The organism is Neobacillus sp. FW104-15D2, from assembly GCF_058790155.1.
This window is the reverse complement of sequence record NZ_JBYTCJ010000021.1, coordinates 1-15135: the sequence shown is the minus strand read 5'-3', so window position 1 is coordinate 15135 and position 15135 is coordinate 1. Positions and strand designations below refer to the sequence as shown.

13 protein-coding genes and 1 rRNA gene are annotated in these 15135 nt (G+C 38.1%); 3 read left to right on the top strand and 11 right to left on the bottom strand.

Features of this window, described 5'->3' with window-relative positions:
• Positions 1 to 36 precede the first annotated feature (36 nt).
• Complete coding sequence (gene katA, locus AC3WR0_RS16485) at positions 37 to 1494, bottom strand: catalase KatA (RefSeq protein ID WP_492553328.1); 1458 nt, start codon at positions 1492 to 1494, stop codon at positions 37 to 39.
• Positions 1495 to 1774: 280 nt separating this feature from the next.
• Between katA and AC3WR0_RS16480 the strand changes: the two genes are divergently transcribed.
• Positions 1775 to 2245 carry a VOC family protein gene (locus tag AC3WR0_RS16480; protein ID WP_492553327.1) on the top strand — a complete coding sequence of 157 codons (471 nt, stop codon included), beginning with the start codon at positions 1775 to 1777 and terminating at the stop codon, positions 2243 to 2245.
• A gap of 325 nt (positions 2246 to 2570) precedes the next feature.
• Here the strand turns inward: AC3WR0_RS16480 and AC3WR0_RS16475 are convergent, their stop codons facing one another.
• The 5 genes from AC3WR0_RS16475 to AC3WR0_RS16455 all read right to left on the bottom strand — a co-directional run bounded on the left by AC3WR0_RS16475 (position 2571) and on the right by AC3WR0_RS16455 (position 6206).
• On the bottom strand, positions 2571 to 2939 hold the full coding sequence (locus AC3WR0_RS16475) for a DUF488 domain-containing protein (RefSeq protein WP_492553326.1): 369 nt from the start codon (positions 2937 to 2939) through the stop codon (positions 2571 to 2573).
• A 45-nt stretch (positions 2940 to 2984) separates the two neighbouring features.
• Positions 2985 to 4214 carry an MFS transporter gene (locus AC3WR0_RS16470; protein WP_492553325.1) on the bottom strand — a complete coding sequence of 410 codons (1230 nt, stop codon included), beginning with the start codon at positions 4212 to 4214 and terminating at the stop codon, positions 2985 to 2987.
• 186 nt (positions 4215 to 4400) lie between these two features.
• Positions 4401 to 4673, bottom strand: coding sequence for a hypothetical protein (locus AC3WR0_RS16465; RefSeq protein ID WP_155900175.1), 273 nt, complete (start codon positions 4671 to 4673; stop codon positions 4401 to 4403).
• Positions 4674 to 4915: 242 nt separating this feature from the next.
• Complete coding sequence (locus tag AC3WR0_RS16460) at positions 4916 to 5272, bottom strand: hypothetical protein (RefSeq protein ID WP_492553324.1); 357 nt, start codon at positions 5270 to 5272, stop codon at positions 4916 to 4918.
• Positions 5273 to 5309: 37 nt separating this feature from the next.
• The gene (locus AC3WR0_RS16455; protein WP_492553323.1) at positions 5310 to 6206 is read right to left on the bottom strand and encodes a helix-turn-helix domain-containing protein; all 897 of its coding nucleotides are present in this window, start codon (positions 6204 to 6206) and stop codon (positions 5310 to 5312) included.
• A gap of 705 nt (positions 6207 to 6911) precedes the next feature.
• Between AC3WR0_RS16455 and AC3WR0_RS16450 the strand changes: the two genes are divergently transcribed.
• Positions 6912 to 7619 carry a DUF421 domain-containing protein gene (locus AC3WR0_RS16450; protein ID WP_492553322.1) on the top strand — a complete coding sequence of 236 codons (708 nt, stop codon included), beginning with the start codon at positions 6912 to 6914 and terminating at the stop codon, positions 7617 to 7619.
• A gap of 34 nt (positions 7620 to 7653) precedes the next feature.
• On the opposite strand, the gene gntK (AC3WR0_RS16445) is transcribed toward AC3WR0_RS16450, so the two are convergent.
• On the bottom strand, positions 7654 to 9192 hold the full coding sequence (gntK, locus tag AC3WR0_RS16445; RefSeq protein WP_492553321.1) for a gluconokinase: 1539 nt from the start codon (positions 9190 to 9192) through the stop codon (positions 7654 to 7656).
• A 170-nt stretch (positions 9193 to 9362) separates the two neighbouring features.
• On the opposite strand from gntK (AC3WR0_RS16445), the gene AC3WR0_RS16440 reads away from it, so the two are divergent.
• Entirely contained in the window at positions 9363 to 10154 is a 792-nt protein-coding gene (locus AC3WR0_RS16440) for a MurR/RpiR family transcriptional regulator (protein ID WP_492553320.1), read from the top strand.
• Positions 10155 to 10209: 55 nt separating this feature from the next.
• Here AC3WR0_RS16440 and gntK (AC3WR0_RS16435) read toward each other — a convergent pair whose 3' ends face one another.
• From gntK (AC3WR0_RS16435) to rrf, 4 genes are all read right to left on the bottom strand, one after another.
• Complete coding sequence (gntK, locus tag AC3WR0_RS16435) at positions 10210 to 11754, bottom strand: gluconokinase (RefSeq protein ID WP_492553319.1); 1545 nt, start codon at positions 11752 to 11754, stop codon at positions 10210 to 10212.
• Positions 11755 to 12058: 304 nt separating this feature from the next.
• Positions 12059 to 13378 carry a GntP family permease gene (locus tag AC3WR0_RS16430; protein WP_492553318.1) on the bottom strand — a complete coding sequence of 440 codons (1320 nt, stop codon included), beginning with the start codon at positions 13376 to 13378 and terminating at the stop codon, positions 12059 to 12061.
• Between the two features lie 412 nt (positions 13379 to 13790).
• Positions 13791 to 14840 carry a Gfo/Idh/MocA family protein gene (locus AC3WR0_RS16425; RefSeq protein WP_492553317.1) on the bottom strand — a complete coding sequence of 350 codons (1050 nt, stop codon included), beginning with the start codon at positions 14838 to 14840 and terminating at the stop codon, positions 13791 to 13793.
• Positions 14841 to 15060: 220 nt separating this feature from the next.
• A 5S ribosomal RNA gene (rrf, locus tag AC3WR0_RS16420) occupies positions 15061 to 15135 on the bottom strand; the annotation flags it as partial.

Sequence of the window (15135 nt, the reverse complement as noted above, 5' to 3'; positions counted from 1 at the left end):
CGTTCCTATTTTGAGGAACGGCTTTCTTTTGCTATCTTATACTTCCTGCGGCAATGCAAGCCCCAACCCATTTGCAATACGAGTTCCGTATTCTGGATCTGCTTTAAAGAAGTGCTGTACCTGGCGAAGTTTAATTTCTTCACTTTCCACCGGCTTCATAGCGCCAACAATATTGTTAACAAGGCGCTCTCTTTCCTCTTCACCCAGCAGCCTGTATAAATCTCCTGCCTGTGTATAATGATCATTATGATCGTAACCAACGCTGTCAGCTGCACCAGCTACTGCGAACGGTGCCTGCTTATTTTCAGGTGTTTCCTTTGGCCCTCCAAAGCTATTTGGCTCATAATAGACAGCTCCGCCGCCATTATTGTCAAACCTCATTTGACCATCACGCTGATAGTTGTTAACCTCATTCCGAGGACGGTTGATTGGAAGCGACTGATGATTCGCACCCACACGGTAGCGGTGTGCATCATGATAAGCAAACAAACGTCCCTGAAGCATTTTATCCGGTGATACATCAATACCTGGTACCAAGGTTCCTGGTGAGAATGTAGCCTGCTCAACTTCCGCAAAGTAATTTTCCGGATTCTTGTTAAGTACCATACGTCCTACTTCTACTAATGGGTAATCCTTTTGTGACCAAACCTTCGTTACATCAAATGGATCAAATCGGTACGTTTCGGCATCCTCCAGCGGCATGATTTGAACATACAGCTTCCAGGCCGGGAAATCTCCTTTTTCAATGGCATTAAACAAATCCTGAGTATGGTAATCCGCATTTTCTCCTGCAATACGAGTTCCGACTTCCTCTGTCAGGTTTTTAATGCCCTGCTCAGTCTTAAAATGGTATTTCACCCAAACTCCATCACCGTCAGCGTTAACCCATTTGAAGGTATGGCTTCCAAAACCATGCATATGGCGGTAGGTTGCCGGAATTCCCCTATCTGACATAAGAATCGTTACCTGATGAAGTGATTCAGGTGATAGAGACCAGAAATCCCAAATCGCTGTAGGATTCTTTAAATGAGTGACCGGATGGCGCTTCTGTGTATGTATAAAATCCGGGAATTTAATCGCATCACGAATAAAAAACACGGGTGTATTGTTACCAACAAGGTCATAGTTTCCTTCTTCAGTATAAAACTTTACAGCAAAGCCTCGTGGATCCCGTACAGAATCAGCTGAACCGTTTTCACCTGCTACAGTTGAGAATCGGACAAACAATGGTGTACGTTTTCCTACCTGGGATAAGAAGTTTGCTTTTGTATATTCGGAAACATCGTTCGTTACTTCAAAATAACCATGTGCTCCCGCACCTTTAGCATGTACAACCCTTTCAGGAACACGCTCTCTGTTAAAATGGGCAAGTTTTTCAAGAAGATGTACATCTTGAATTAAAGTCGGACCCCGTGAACCTGCAGTCATTGAATTTTGGTTATCCCCAACAGGCGCTCCCCAGCTTGTTGTAAGCTTTTGATTGTTATTTGTCATTTTAACATCTCCTCTTTTATCTAATCTGTTTGCTATAAAACCAATGATAACATCTCTCAATTAAAAATCAATACTTATTTATAATAATTTTAAACAAATAACTAGTTTAAAGATTTTAATACTAGCCTTATAGTTATAAAACTATTCAACATGTACAAAAAGTATCACATGTTTTGATTGAAAAAATTCAGACCTTTGATGTAGAAATATTCCTTCGAAAGGATAATGCTGAGCTATCTTTTGTCTTTTAAAATAAATATATGGACCAGTAGGGATTATTATGGAAAATGCAAAGTTATATGAAACACATGTAAATACGATGAACTTGGAAACTGCAGTAGAATTTTATAAAAGGCTTGGCTTTGAACTAGCTCATTTTATTGAGGAAAGAAGAGTAGCTTTCTTTTGGCTTGGTGATCCAGGAATTAAAGAACAAATGCTGGGTGTGTGGGAGGTTCCAGAAGAAGAGTTTTTTCGATCACACTTCGCCTTTTATGTTTCCCTTGAAGAGCTGCTGAAAGTGCCTGATTTCCTGGGAGCAAGGGGTATCTCCGTCGTCCCTTCCTTTAAGCTGGATAAAACAGAACCAGTCGTGCATCCTTGGATGCCTGCTGCCGCCTATTATTTTAAGGATCCTGACGGAAATTCACTCGAGTATTTGGCTTTGATTGATGGGAAATCCAGACCGGATATGCATGTAGTCCATTTGAGCGAATGGGAGAAATTAAGTAAAGAAGCTGTTAAGAGGTAAATGCAAAAGGCTGTCTCGGGTTTAAGCGAGACAGCCTTTTTGATTTTTAGAATAAGATAAAGATCCGGAGCGTTGCTGAGTGACAAAAGCGTGCAGAGCTTCAGTAAGAATTTTAGAAACACGCTCTGCTCTAGCTGACTGGTAAAGTGCCATCGAGGCCCTCTCTGGGACACCACTTCATAAAGGGACCATCAAAATGTCCGTTATATCGCCTCTATTGGAAGAAATCCCATAAAGGGTTCATCTTAATGCCATTAGAGCATCTATATTGGACAAAATCCCTTAACATCGTCTTAGAAAAAGAACTTTAAAAAAGGTATTTTCATCAGGAGTTCAGCCTTCTGTTCAGTTCCTCTTGCAGAACCTGGGCGTGGTTATAAATAGGGTCCTTTGTAGCAAATAAAAGAGTAACTGTTTTATCTTTGCTTAATTCAACTAAATCATTTAATTTACGATTTTTTGTTTCAACATTTTGCAATTCATAGAGGTATTTCTTTTTAAACTCTTGAAAGCGTTCAGGTTTATGATTAAACCACTTTCTCAATTCTGTATCGGGTGCAATTTCCCTTTCCCAAAAAGACAATCTTGCTTCCGCCTTGCTGACTCCTCTTGGCCAAACCCGATCTATAAGAACTCTTTCTCCATCCTCTTCACTATAAGGATCATAAATCCTTTTTAAATAGATTCCAGTCATAGTTCACCTAATTTATATTTTTTCCATAAACTTAGTTTACTACATTTAAGCTGGTTTAATCGCATGCCTTTTTTCAACCCTTAACGCTACAAAAAGAAATGAACAACCTGCCGCAAACCTTATCAGTGAAATTAATATCATAGCAGAGTTCATTCCATAAAGGTTCAATAGGTATACACCAAATTGTGGTGCTATAAAGCCAATCACAGATAAGAGAAAATTATAGTTGGCAATATAAGAGGTTCGATTTTTTTCAGGTGATGCCTTTAAAAGCTGATTGAAAAGAAGAAGGTTAGTTCCTGAAACAAAAAGCCCTATCCATAGATTGATTAACGTAATATACACGAGATTAACCGATAAAATAGTCAAAGCAGGAGCAGTTGCCATCCCTGCTGCAGCAACGAATAATACCATCGTGTTGCCCCAGCGGTCTGCTGCTTTTGCCCACCACTTTATGCTGACTATTTGGGCAAGCTGATTCGTTACTGAAAATAAACTGAACCATAATGCAGTAGCGTGAGCTTCTCTAATATGATAGATACTGAAAAGTGACCAGGCCATTTGTGCGCCAAAGTTAAATAAAAGACCACAGATCACAAAGGATAGATATGGCTTATAGGTAAATACTGCAAGTGATAATTTTCGTTTTGAAAGCTCGTTCTTTTCTTGTTTAGCGGATTGGCCTGGATCTATTTTGTGCTTCATTAGAAAGTAAACTTCGGCTAGGGCAAATAAAAAGCCAGCCACAAATAATATTTGATAAGGGAAAGCACTATTTTTATCAAAGTGCTGCAGGTATAATCCTGTTCCAAAAGTTACTGCCATTGCAGTAATCGTTGATAATCGATTGCGGGTGCTAAAAAATTCCCCTCTTCTCTTTTCTTCCACGACATCCCCAATCAGCGACTGCCAAGAAAGCCCTGAGAGCGCTCCTGGAAAATTTAATAAACCTGTTAATACCACAAGGGCCCATGCAGCCAAGGAATGGGATAAGAACGGAACAAACATAATAAGCATAAATAGAAACCTAGTAAAAAAAGTTGTTCCTACCGCTATATTCTTTATATTTTGGGAGCGATTTAACCACATGGTTCCGGGTATAAGTGCAAGCATGCCAATGATGGAAGGCAATGATGTTATAAGACCCATTTGCTGGTTGGTTGCTCCAAGAACGCCCAGGGCGAAAAGTGGAATATATCCATTTACTGCTGTAGTAGATACCGTAGAAGCTATTCCGTGCTGTATACTTAATTTTTCATTTGCTGTTAATTTCAATGCTTGATGTCTCCCCTTTTTCAATGTGCCGAAATGGATTGTATATCGGCGCTTTTCTAAAGGCAATACAAGCAGCAAAAAACAGTTATAATATCATAGCTTCTCAATTGAGAACCGATTACTATTTTCACAGTCAAAGTCAAAAAAAATCCCCTCCTCTGCATTTCAGAGAAAGGGGAATCCGTTTTAAATATTTTTCTGTTGAGCCTTTAGAAAAAAGCTTCGCAGACTGAATCTTGATTTCAGAACTGGTTTTAGAACTTCAATTTCCGCATTGCTATATCCACAAGTAAAACATAGTTTATCATGTCCTATTGTCTCCAGAGCTTTTGCTATGAGATTATTCCGATTAGCATTTACAGTTTTTATCGCAAATCGAATATCCATCAGCAATTCAAAAGGTGCATTCTCACATAGCAGCAACTCCTCAGCTTTTTCCAGAAAAAGTTCCCTATCCATTTCATGCTCTTGTAGGATTTCTATAAGCCTTTTCTTAAACTCTTCTCTAATAAAAAGCTTCGCCAGACACTGGGGACAATACCTTAGATCGAAATTAACCAATCAGATGCACCTTCCTGAAAATGGAATTATAACCATAATTATAAAACTATTCAGAATAAATATCTCTAGGTAATTGTAATTAAAATTAAAAAGACCGGATATAGTTATCCAGTCCCTAGTTATTTATTAATATGCTACTTTTACGCTAAGTCAGAACCGCCAAAGATTACGTGCTGGCTTGGAAGATCTGCCAACAATGGTGGGGTTACTACATGTTGACTTGGTAGATCAGCCAATAATGGTGGAGTAACCACGTGTTGACTTGGAAGATCCGCCAACAATGGTGGAGTTACTACATGTTGACTTGGCAGGTCAGCCAACAATGGTGGGGTTACTACATGTTGACTTGGCAGGTCAGCCAATAATGGTGGTGTAACCACGTGTTGACTTGGTAAATCAGCTAATTGAGGGCTATGCTGGCTTGGTAAATCTTTTAACATTAGAGAAGCAGAAAGAATACCGAAAGATAAAAGCGATACTTTTAGAAGCCTTTTCATGTTTGTTCCTCCTATAGTTTTAATTGTGTAAATATTATCATAATAGAACAACATTTTCCATTTCGAGTTTTATTAATTTAACAAATTTTTCATTGTTTTGAAGTTCAAAGGTCTGTAATGACTTGTCTAAATACTCTTTACCTTCTTTTAATTTTCCAAGACTAATATAATTAAGGCCACTCTGACAATAAAATTCTCCAAATAAATATAGCATTTCATCATTAATACATTGATTTATGCCCTTGTTACTATAAATTAAGGATTCCTCGTATTTTTCTACTTTTGTTAGAGCTTGCGATAAACCAAATAATGTTCGTAACCGTACTCTTGAGTCTCTTAGGCTTGGTAATTTATCCATATCCTCCAATGCCTCTTTAAATAAAGTAATAGCTTCGTTATAATTTGAATCATCCTTCTCTATAATTGCAATAGAAGTCAATATTTCTATTTCTCTCTCTGTTAATCCCTTTTTTGATGGATTTGTAATTTCGATGGCCCTATAAAGTTTTTTTACAACTTCGTTTTTATCCCTTTTACTCTCCCCTTCAAGGTAATACTCTGAGATTGCTTCATGCCACAACAAAAATTGCGAACTAGAGGGGTGGGAAAACAAAGGGTTTGTTTTTTCAGTAATGACAATTTCAAAGATAGCTGAGTAATTTCGATCCCTTTTATACTTTTTTATTAATTCAAAAACAGCTGATACATAGTTCACCGGCCCAGCATTTGCAAAGTCAAAAAAGTCGCTTACTTCGACATTTAATTTTTCTGCCAATTTATAAATTTGATCAAGGGCAGGGTATTTTTTATTTTTTTCAATTTCGATAAGATCTTCTTCTGAGCATACTCCCTGAGCCAATTCTTTAATCTCAATTCCCTTGTAAACTCTCAATGAATGCAGTATTTCACCAAAATTAATGTTTTCTGTCCCCATTATTTATTGGCTCCTCTCTCTTTAAACTCTATCTCTATATATTTTTTTTTGTTGAATTTATTAGAGGTATTACATTATTATTCAACTTGCTCTGTCGTATTCCCTTCAAAATCGACAAAATCCTTTTTAAGATGTTGGGAAAAATTTTTTACATAAGATTCATTTTCCATCCTTTTATTAGATAACCGTCTATAAAGGTTCATGGAGGCATTACTTAAACCTCTAGACAGTAACCTTATCAAAATTGCAAAGAGGTTTTTTATGATGCTTTAATGAGGAGAAATTTTTCTATGAGGCTCTTGGTTCAATAACATATTACCATTAATAAATTAGCTTTTCTAAGCTCGTATCCCCCGCTGCAAGTGGCTCCCACTATTTTTCCCAATTCTGCTTATTTCTTTGTCGCCTCAAATAAATCCATCGGCAATAGCAATGTAAAACCTCTTCGGAATGATTAAAGCTCGTATTCTTCCGCTTGTACTTCGATCTGTAATGATGGTTAAGCCTGCCTCCGATTTGAAGGGCCTTCTCACCTGAATGCAGTTCATTGGTATCTCTGAGCAAGGGGTGGCTTTATAAATTTCAAAACACTTCAAAAACAGATGAACTTTTCCCCTCATTTCTCTCCCCTTTAATTATTTTCATATTATCTAATCATTTGGTCAATAATGGAATGAATAATACTTTGTAAAGGATGGAAAAAGATTGGAAGATGTCTTAGATTCTATTTTCCGTACTGGTGTCTCTTTCATTATTTTGATGGTCATTTCCACATGGATAGGAAAACAGGTTAACTCCCACAATAATCATTATAATTTTGCATTATCCATAACAATCGGATCATTTATAGCGAATATGAGTTTTCATACTACATTACATTTCACTCCAATGCTGTCGTCCTTCTTTACTCTCATATTACTGTACTTATTGGTATCGATTATTTCATCAAGAAGCAGACACTTTCGATTATGGTTTTCTGGAGAACCAACAGTCGTTATCGAAAACGGAAAAATTCTCGACTCCAATATGAAAAAGATAAGATATTCTCTTGATGATTTAAACCAGCAGCTTAGGGAACAAGGAATTTTCAATTTTTCAGAGGTGGATTATGCTTTGTTAGAGGTAAGTGGTAAATTATCTGTGATGAAAAAAACAAAGCATCTAGTTTTGACCAAACAAGATTTTTATCAAGGGAGAATTGGACAGGAAAACCTTCCTATAGAAATCATCATGGACGGAATACCCATTGAGAAAAATTTTAATTCCCGTTATTCAAAGCCCTGGCTTGAAAAAGAACTTTCAGTAAGAAAGCTAAAAATGGAAGACATTTATTATGCAGTCATCTCTTCCAACGGTGCTCTTATCATTGATGTTTATAACGATGATATTAAATCACCCTTAGATAAAGAATAAAGGCCGTCCAATTTTGGACAGCCTTTGTTTGTTCCTATACCCATTTTTTTTGAAACGCGGAGATGCTTTCGTATTCTTCCTGAAGCAATCTGGATAATCGTATATAAATCGGCGTCAGGTCCTGGTAGATGGCGACATTTTCACAATTTGGAGTGTGATGAAAGGTTGCACCTACCATCTTATCTACCACTTCTATAGATTCCACTTCACCAAGACTATAAAGGCCAAGGATTGCTGCTCCGAGACAGGAGCTTTCAAAGCTTTCCGGAATGTATACTTCGTGATTAAAGATGTCGGCCATCATTTGGCGCCAAAGTTCAGACCTTGCAAAACCGCCAGTAGCATGAATTTTTTGAGGCTCTCCAATTAACTCCGTTAAAGCAAGAAGAACCGTATACAAGTTAAAGATAACACCCTCAAGGACAGCCCTAATTAGATGTTCTTTTCTATGATGCATACCCAATCCGAAAAATGATCCTCTGGCATTGAAGTTCCATAAAGGAGCCCTTTCACCAGCCAAATAAGGATGGAATAGCAGCCCGTCAGAACCCGGAGTTACCCTGTCAGCTATTTCAGTTAATAGCTCATACGGGTCCTTTCCTAGTCTCTTAGCTGCGGAAACCTCCGTATCCCCCAGCTGATCCCTTACCCATCTAAAGATCATACCACCATTATTAACCGGCCCGCCTATGACCCAATGCTTTTCTGTTAAAGCATAGCAAAAGATTCTGCCCTTTGGATCGGTCATTGGCTTGTCTACGACTGCCCTAATCGCTCCGCTTGTGCCAATGGAAACCGCTACAACACCCGGTTGAATGGCATTAACCCCGAGATTGGACAAAACCCCGTCTCCTGCTCCTACTACAAACGAAGTAGATTGAAGCAAATTCATTTCTTTTGCATACTCTTCTTTAAGTCCTTCAATCTTATAGGTGGTAGGCACTGGTTCAGACAGTTTTTCAGGTGATATCCCTGCTATTTCCAGTGCTTCACTTTCCCAGGTTAATGTATGTATATTAAACAATCCTGTTGCTGAAGCAAGAGAGTAATCAACAATATACCTGCCAAATAACTTGTTAAAAACGTACTCTTTTATCGAAATAAACTTATATGTACTGTTAAATACTTCTGAATAATCATTCCTTAGCCACACTAATTTAGAGAGTGGAGACATGGGATGAATTGGAGTGCCTGTACGCAGGTAAATTTCATGACCGTTCATTTCTGTTTTGATTTTTTCCACCCATTCAGAACTCCTGTTATCTGCCCAGGTAATACATTCTGTCAATGGCTTACCAGCTGTATCAACCGCTATAACACTATGGAGCACGGAACTAAATGAAACACACTTGATTTCATCCGGGGAAACGTTGCTTCCCTGTATAGCTTTTTTAATTGAGTTTATAACTGCCCTGAAGATTTCTTCCGGGTCCTGTTCAGCTGTTTCCGGTGTAGGAGAGTGCAGCGGATATTCAATACTATAGTTGGACACTACAGTACCATCCTTTGAAAATAATACTGCTTTTGCACTTGTTGTTCCAATGTCTACACCTATTACATATGTTGTGTGCACAATCTAATGCCTCCTCGAAAAACTTCTTCGACTCCTTGGAGAATCTATTTTATTATTTAATTATACATGAATAAAAATAATTTTCTTACAGCAAACGTTTTCAATAAAAATTTTTTTCATCCTTTAATTATGCTATACTCCTATTAGGAACGCTAGAAAGGGAAATAGCAATGGCACAAAATTGTTTAGGAACTATTCGTTCCATTTATCCAAAGTTAAGCGAGAAAGAAAAAAAAATTGCAGATTATATCCTGGAAAAACCAGAGATTATGATCCACCGGACTATTAATGAAGTAGCCGATGATTTAAATCTTGCGGATGCCACTGTTTTTCGTTTTTCAAAAAGGATTGGTTTTAAAGGGTTCCAGGCAATGAAAATCTCTCTTGCTTCAGAAGTAATAAGTTCTGAACATAAGAAAGAGAGTCCTCAAAATGATAACAATGATAATGATAGCCTTATCGAGACAATTTTTAAAAATACCATTACATCTCTTGAAAATACTCTCGAACGTCTGGATGATGATGCTTTTTCTAAAGCTTCGGATTTGATTCTAGAAGCAGATAGAGTCCAATTTTTTGGCACTGGTACCTCTTCCATCCTTGCACTTGATGCCTTTCAAAGGTTTTCACATGCCGGAATTAAAGCAACTGCGTTCCTTGAAACTCAGTTTCAATTAACAACCGCTTCTCAATTAACCCAAAATGATGTCGCCGTTATTGTCTCGCAATCTGGGAGCAGCAAGGAAACAATCACTATCCTTGACACAATAAAAAAAACCAAAGCCTCATTAATTGCCATAACCGTTTTTTCTCAGTCACCTGTTAGTTTAAACGCAGACCTAACTCTCTATTCTTTTACTAACCGAACCGACGAGCCTTCTTCACTTTCTTCGAGAATTGTGCTGTTAAGCCTGCTGGATGCTTTATATATGAGTGTTTTATCAAAAATAAATAATAATTGAACCTAGTTCTTAAACGGCAAGAACCTCACCTATTAAAGGTGAGGTTTTTTATTTATTAATGTACCCATTTCTTTTGGAATGCTGCTATTCTCTGGTAATCTTCATTTAATGACCGGGAAACATGGATATAAATAGGAGCAAGCTCCTGATAAACCTCAACATTTTTTTGGATAGGCTTATGATAGTGGCTTGCTCCTACCATTTCAGAAACGACATTTAAGGAATCCACCAATCCAAGACTGTACAATCCTAAAATAGCTGCACCCAAACAAGAGCTTTCAAAGCTTTCCGGTACATATAGCTCCTGGTTAAATATATCCGCCATCATTTGCCGCCATAACTGAGACCTTGCAAAGCCGCCCGTAGCCTGTATCTTTTTAGGTTCCCCGATTAACTCTTTTAGAGCTAGAAGAACCGTATACAGATTAAAAATAACGCCTTCTAGGACCGCACGGATAAGATGCTCTTTTTTATGGTGAAGGCCTAGCCCGAAAAAAGATCCTCTCGCATTTGCATCCCATAAAGGAGCACGTTCGCCAGATAAATAAGGATGGAACAGCAAGCCATCAGCCCCTGGTTTTACCTTTGCCGCAATCTGTGTAAGAACCTCATATGGATCCATACCTAACCTCTTTGCCGTTTCAATTTCAGAAGCTCCAAGCTGGTCTCTTACCCAACGAAAGATCATCCCGCCATTATTAACAGGGCCGCCAACAACCCAATGATTTTCAGTTAATGCGTAGCAAAAAATACGTCCTTTGGGATCGGTTACTGGTTTGTCTGTTACCGTACGTATTGCACCACTGGTACCTATTGTAACAGCAAGAGAACCTGGTTCAATCGCGTTTACTCCGAGGTTTGATAAAACCCCGTCGCTAGCCCCTACCACAAATGGAGTGTCGGCCAAAAGGTTCATTTCATTCGCGTACATAGCGTTTAAACCCGTAAGGCTGAAGGTGGTAGAGACCGGTTCAGACAATTTATCAGCGGATACTCCCGCTACTCTTAATGCCTCATCGTCCCATTTTAATTCTTTCAAATTGAACATTCCCGTTGCAGAAGCAATGGAGTAATCAATTACATATCGTCCAAAAAGTTTATAAAAAACATATTCTTTTATAGAAATGAACTTAGATGCTTTTGAGTAAATTTCCTGTTCCTCATTTTTCATCCATAATAATTTAGAAAGCGGGGACATCGGGTGAAGCGGTGTACCTGTCCGAAGATAAATATTATGGCCATTCATCTCATTTCTTATTTTCTCAGTCCATTTTGCACTTCTATTATCAGCCCATGTTATGCATGGTGAAATGGGTTTTCCCTCATGATCAACCGCAATCACACTATGCATAGCAGAGCTAAAGGAAACACACACAATTTCAGAAGAAGGAATTCCGCCTTTTACTATCGCTTCCTTAATCGTTTTTACCACTGCATTCATAATTTCTTCAGGGTCTTGCACAGCCGTATCAGGTGTAGGGGAATAAAGCGGATATTCAATTCCATGACTTGAAATAACTTTTCCCTTATCAGAAAATAAAACAGACTTTGTACTGGTAGTTCCAATATCTACACCGATGACATATTTTGAGCCCATCATTTTTTCCTCCTTAAACCTACAACACCAATAGGATGTTCCTTTTAGAACTTTTTAAGTATTCTATGGTGCTTCTCAAACAGCTTTGCGGCTGTTTTTTTTAAACAAGTTATCAAGGATCTCAGCATTTTACCATAGCCGCTCCTCTACTATCAAAATCAAAAGAATTTGCGAGAAAAAATATTTCATTCATACATATTATACGAAAATAATTTTAACACAAAAACCGAACTATGAAAATTTTTTTCGCAAATAGAAAAAACTGGCATGGGTTTAATTATTACCCCATAGCCAGCTTTTCATGATATTAAACAAATAGATCCAATACTAGAGCAAGACCGAAAGCAACGAATGAAAGGATCGTTTCCAATACAGTCCATGTTTTAAAGGTTTCAGGAACGCTCAAACCAAGATATTCTTTAACCATCCAGAAACCAGCATCGTTAACGTGTGAGAACATTAATGAACCAGCACCAGTAGCAATAACAAGAAGTTCTAGGTTAACACCAGTCATGTGCTGAATAATTGGTGAAACAATACCTGCCGCAGTTGTAAGGGCTACTGTTGCAGAACCCGTTGCGATACGGATTAAGCCTGCAATAATAAATGCTAATACTAAAGGTGACAGTGAGAAATGTTGAGCCATATCTCCGATTGTAGTACCAACGCCGCTGTCAATCAGGATTTGTTTGAATCCGCCACCGGCACCGATGATCGCAATGATAGAGCCGACTGGCAAAAAGCATTCTTCAATCAAAGTTTTAACTTGATTTTTATCCAATCCTTGACGGAAACCAAGGAAATACATTGCTGCAAAAGCTGAGATTAATAAAGCAATTAACGGACTTCCGATAAATCCTAGGAATTTTGCGAAACCTGCTGGCAAACCAATGTATGGAGCCAGTGCAGAAAATACCATTAAAATGACAGGAAGCAGGATGACGAAGAAAGAAATTCCTGTGCTTGGAAGCTTCCTTTGCACTTCTTCAACTTTAATAAGTACAGGTTCTCCTTCAGGAATAACCCGTTTAGAGATCCATTTTGCAAATACCGGCCCTCCAAGAATGGCTGTTGGAATTGCGATAATAAGGGAGTACATTAGAACTCTGCCCATGTTTGCATTATAAATTCCAATTGCTGCAATTGCTCCAGGATGTGGCGGAACCAATCCATGAACAATGGATAAACCGGCAATCGCTGGCAAACCGATAAGCAAGAGATTCTGCTTAGATGTTTTTTGTAATGAAATAACCAATGGAAGTACAATTAAAATTCCCACTTCAAAAAATACAGGAAGACCAATAATAAATCCTGCAAGGAGCATTGCCCAAGGCAGCCTTTTGATTCCAAAGGTACGTACAAAGAAATTGGCTACTTGAACCCCTGCACCAGACTCGGCCATTAACTTTCCTAAAATAGTACCAAGTGCCAAGATGCCTACTAAGTGTCCAAGTGCTCCTCCGACACCTGTTTCAATGCCGCTAACAATCTTATCCATAGATAAACCTGAAAAAATAGCCAGGAATAATGTCGCAACAGTTAAGCTGATAAACGCATGCCACTTAAACCATGAAACCCCAATGATAACGATAATAATAGCTAATAATGTGACTATTAAATGAGACATTCTTATTTCCCCCTTTTCTTTGTAAAAAGATCTGTGGGCATAGCCCATGTCCTATCATTATTACCAATCAATATCTTTTTATTTGGCTGGTAAAATGAAAGCACTTTCAACCCTTAAACTTATTATACGAAAGAAAATTTTTTTCATCAACATAAATATGAAAATTTTTTTCTTTATTTTTTTCCATAAAAAATATCCTTACCCATTTTGGATAAGGACTCCTCTCGTTTAACCTCTTATGTATTTAACAAGAGCACTTTTTAAAGAGTTTTCAAATGTAACAATACTAAAGTTGGCTGAAAAATGACAAATTAAAGCATTAGCGTGAAATACCCATCAAACAAAAGCCCTCGTAATAAAGCCCTCTTAGATAACAGTCATTAAAAACTATCTCTTGTTTTCATAGATGATTTTATAACTCTAGCTTGACGGCTTCCCCTTTTAAAGCTGATTCATATAATGCGTGAACAATATTTTGAAGAATCACTCCCTGGCGAGGTGTGGAGAGGTTCTGTTTTCCTTCTAATATGGCGTTTATAAAATGATGGATTTCCTCTTTGTACATATTTCGCTTAGAAAGAAAAACTGGCTGAATATCAATTAAAGTCCCATGCTTTTCCTGAAAAATCTTCAAAGGAAAAAGATTTGCTCCACCCTTTTCACCCATCAGGGATACCTGCATTTCTTCCGATGCTTCTACATTGGCAGCAAATGCGGTTTCAAGTAATAGAGAAGAACCATTTTTAAATGTAATCATACCTCTGGCCATATCTTCTACAGAAAAATTCTCCCAATCCCAATCTCCAAGAAGACCTACTCCCTTCCGATTCCCCAGCTTTTGATAAGCTGTACCAAAAACAGTATCCGGTTCCGGGTACCCCATTAAATACAACGCACTATCAAGCATGTGAACACCTATATCAATAAGGGGACCGCCTCCCTGAAGCTCTTTATTAGCAAATACTCCCCAGCCCGGAATCCCCCTGCGACGAACAGCTTTAACTGTACTTGCATAGATTTCTCCTAATTCATCTTCTTGAATAAATCTTTTTAATGTTTGAACCTCTGCGGAATACCTATAATGGAAGCCATATGCTAATATCCTTCCGGTTTTTTTTGAGATGTCTTCCATTAGGGCAGCTTCTTCTGGAGTAATTGCTGGGGGCTTTTCACACAAAACATGGCATCCAGCTAACAATGCAGCAATAGTTTGTTCAGCATGATATTTATTGGGAGTACAAATACTTACCGCATCCAACTTCATTTCATCAAGCATATTCTGGTAATTTTCAAAGACAGAAGGAATGGAAAATTGTTCTGCCAATACTTCTGCTTTTTCTTTATTATGGTTAGAGATTGCTAACACTTCTACGTTCGGTCCATAGTTTTGATAATTGGGGATATGGGCTCCAGCAGCAATACCACCCGCCCCGATAATTCCAACTCTCATGGTCATACACATTACTCCTTTTAAATAGACACTAATTTAGATATTTCTTTAGGTTAAATAATACCTTATATGTTCCGTCAAATGTTGTGGTGATGACTAAGACTGTCACCCCTTATCTAATGTGACACTTACGAAGAAAATACTTTCGTGCAAATCGCTTGAAGATCTAGATGTATTATAGAGCTAATTTTAACGCAAAAAAAAGACAACCCATACAGGTTGTCTTTTTTTTGCCTGGCAACGTCCTACTCTCACAGGGACGCATGTCCCAACTACCATCGGCGCTGAGAAGCTTAACTTCCGTGTT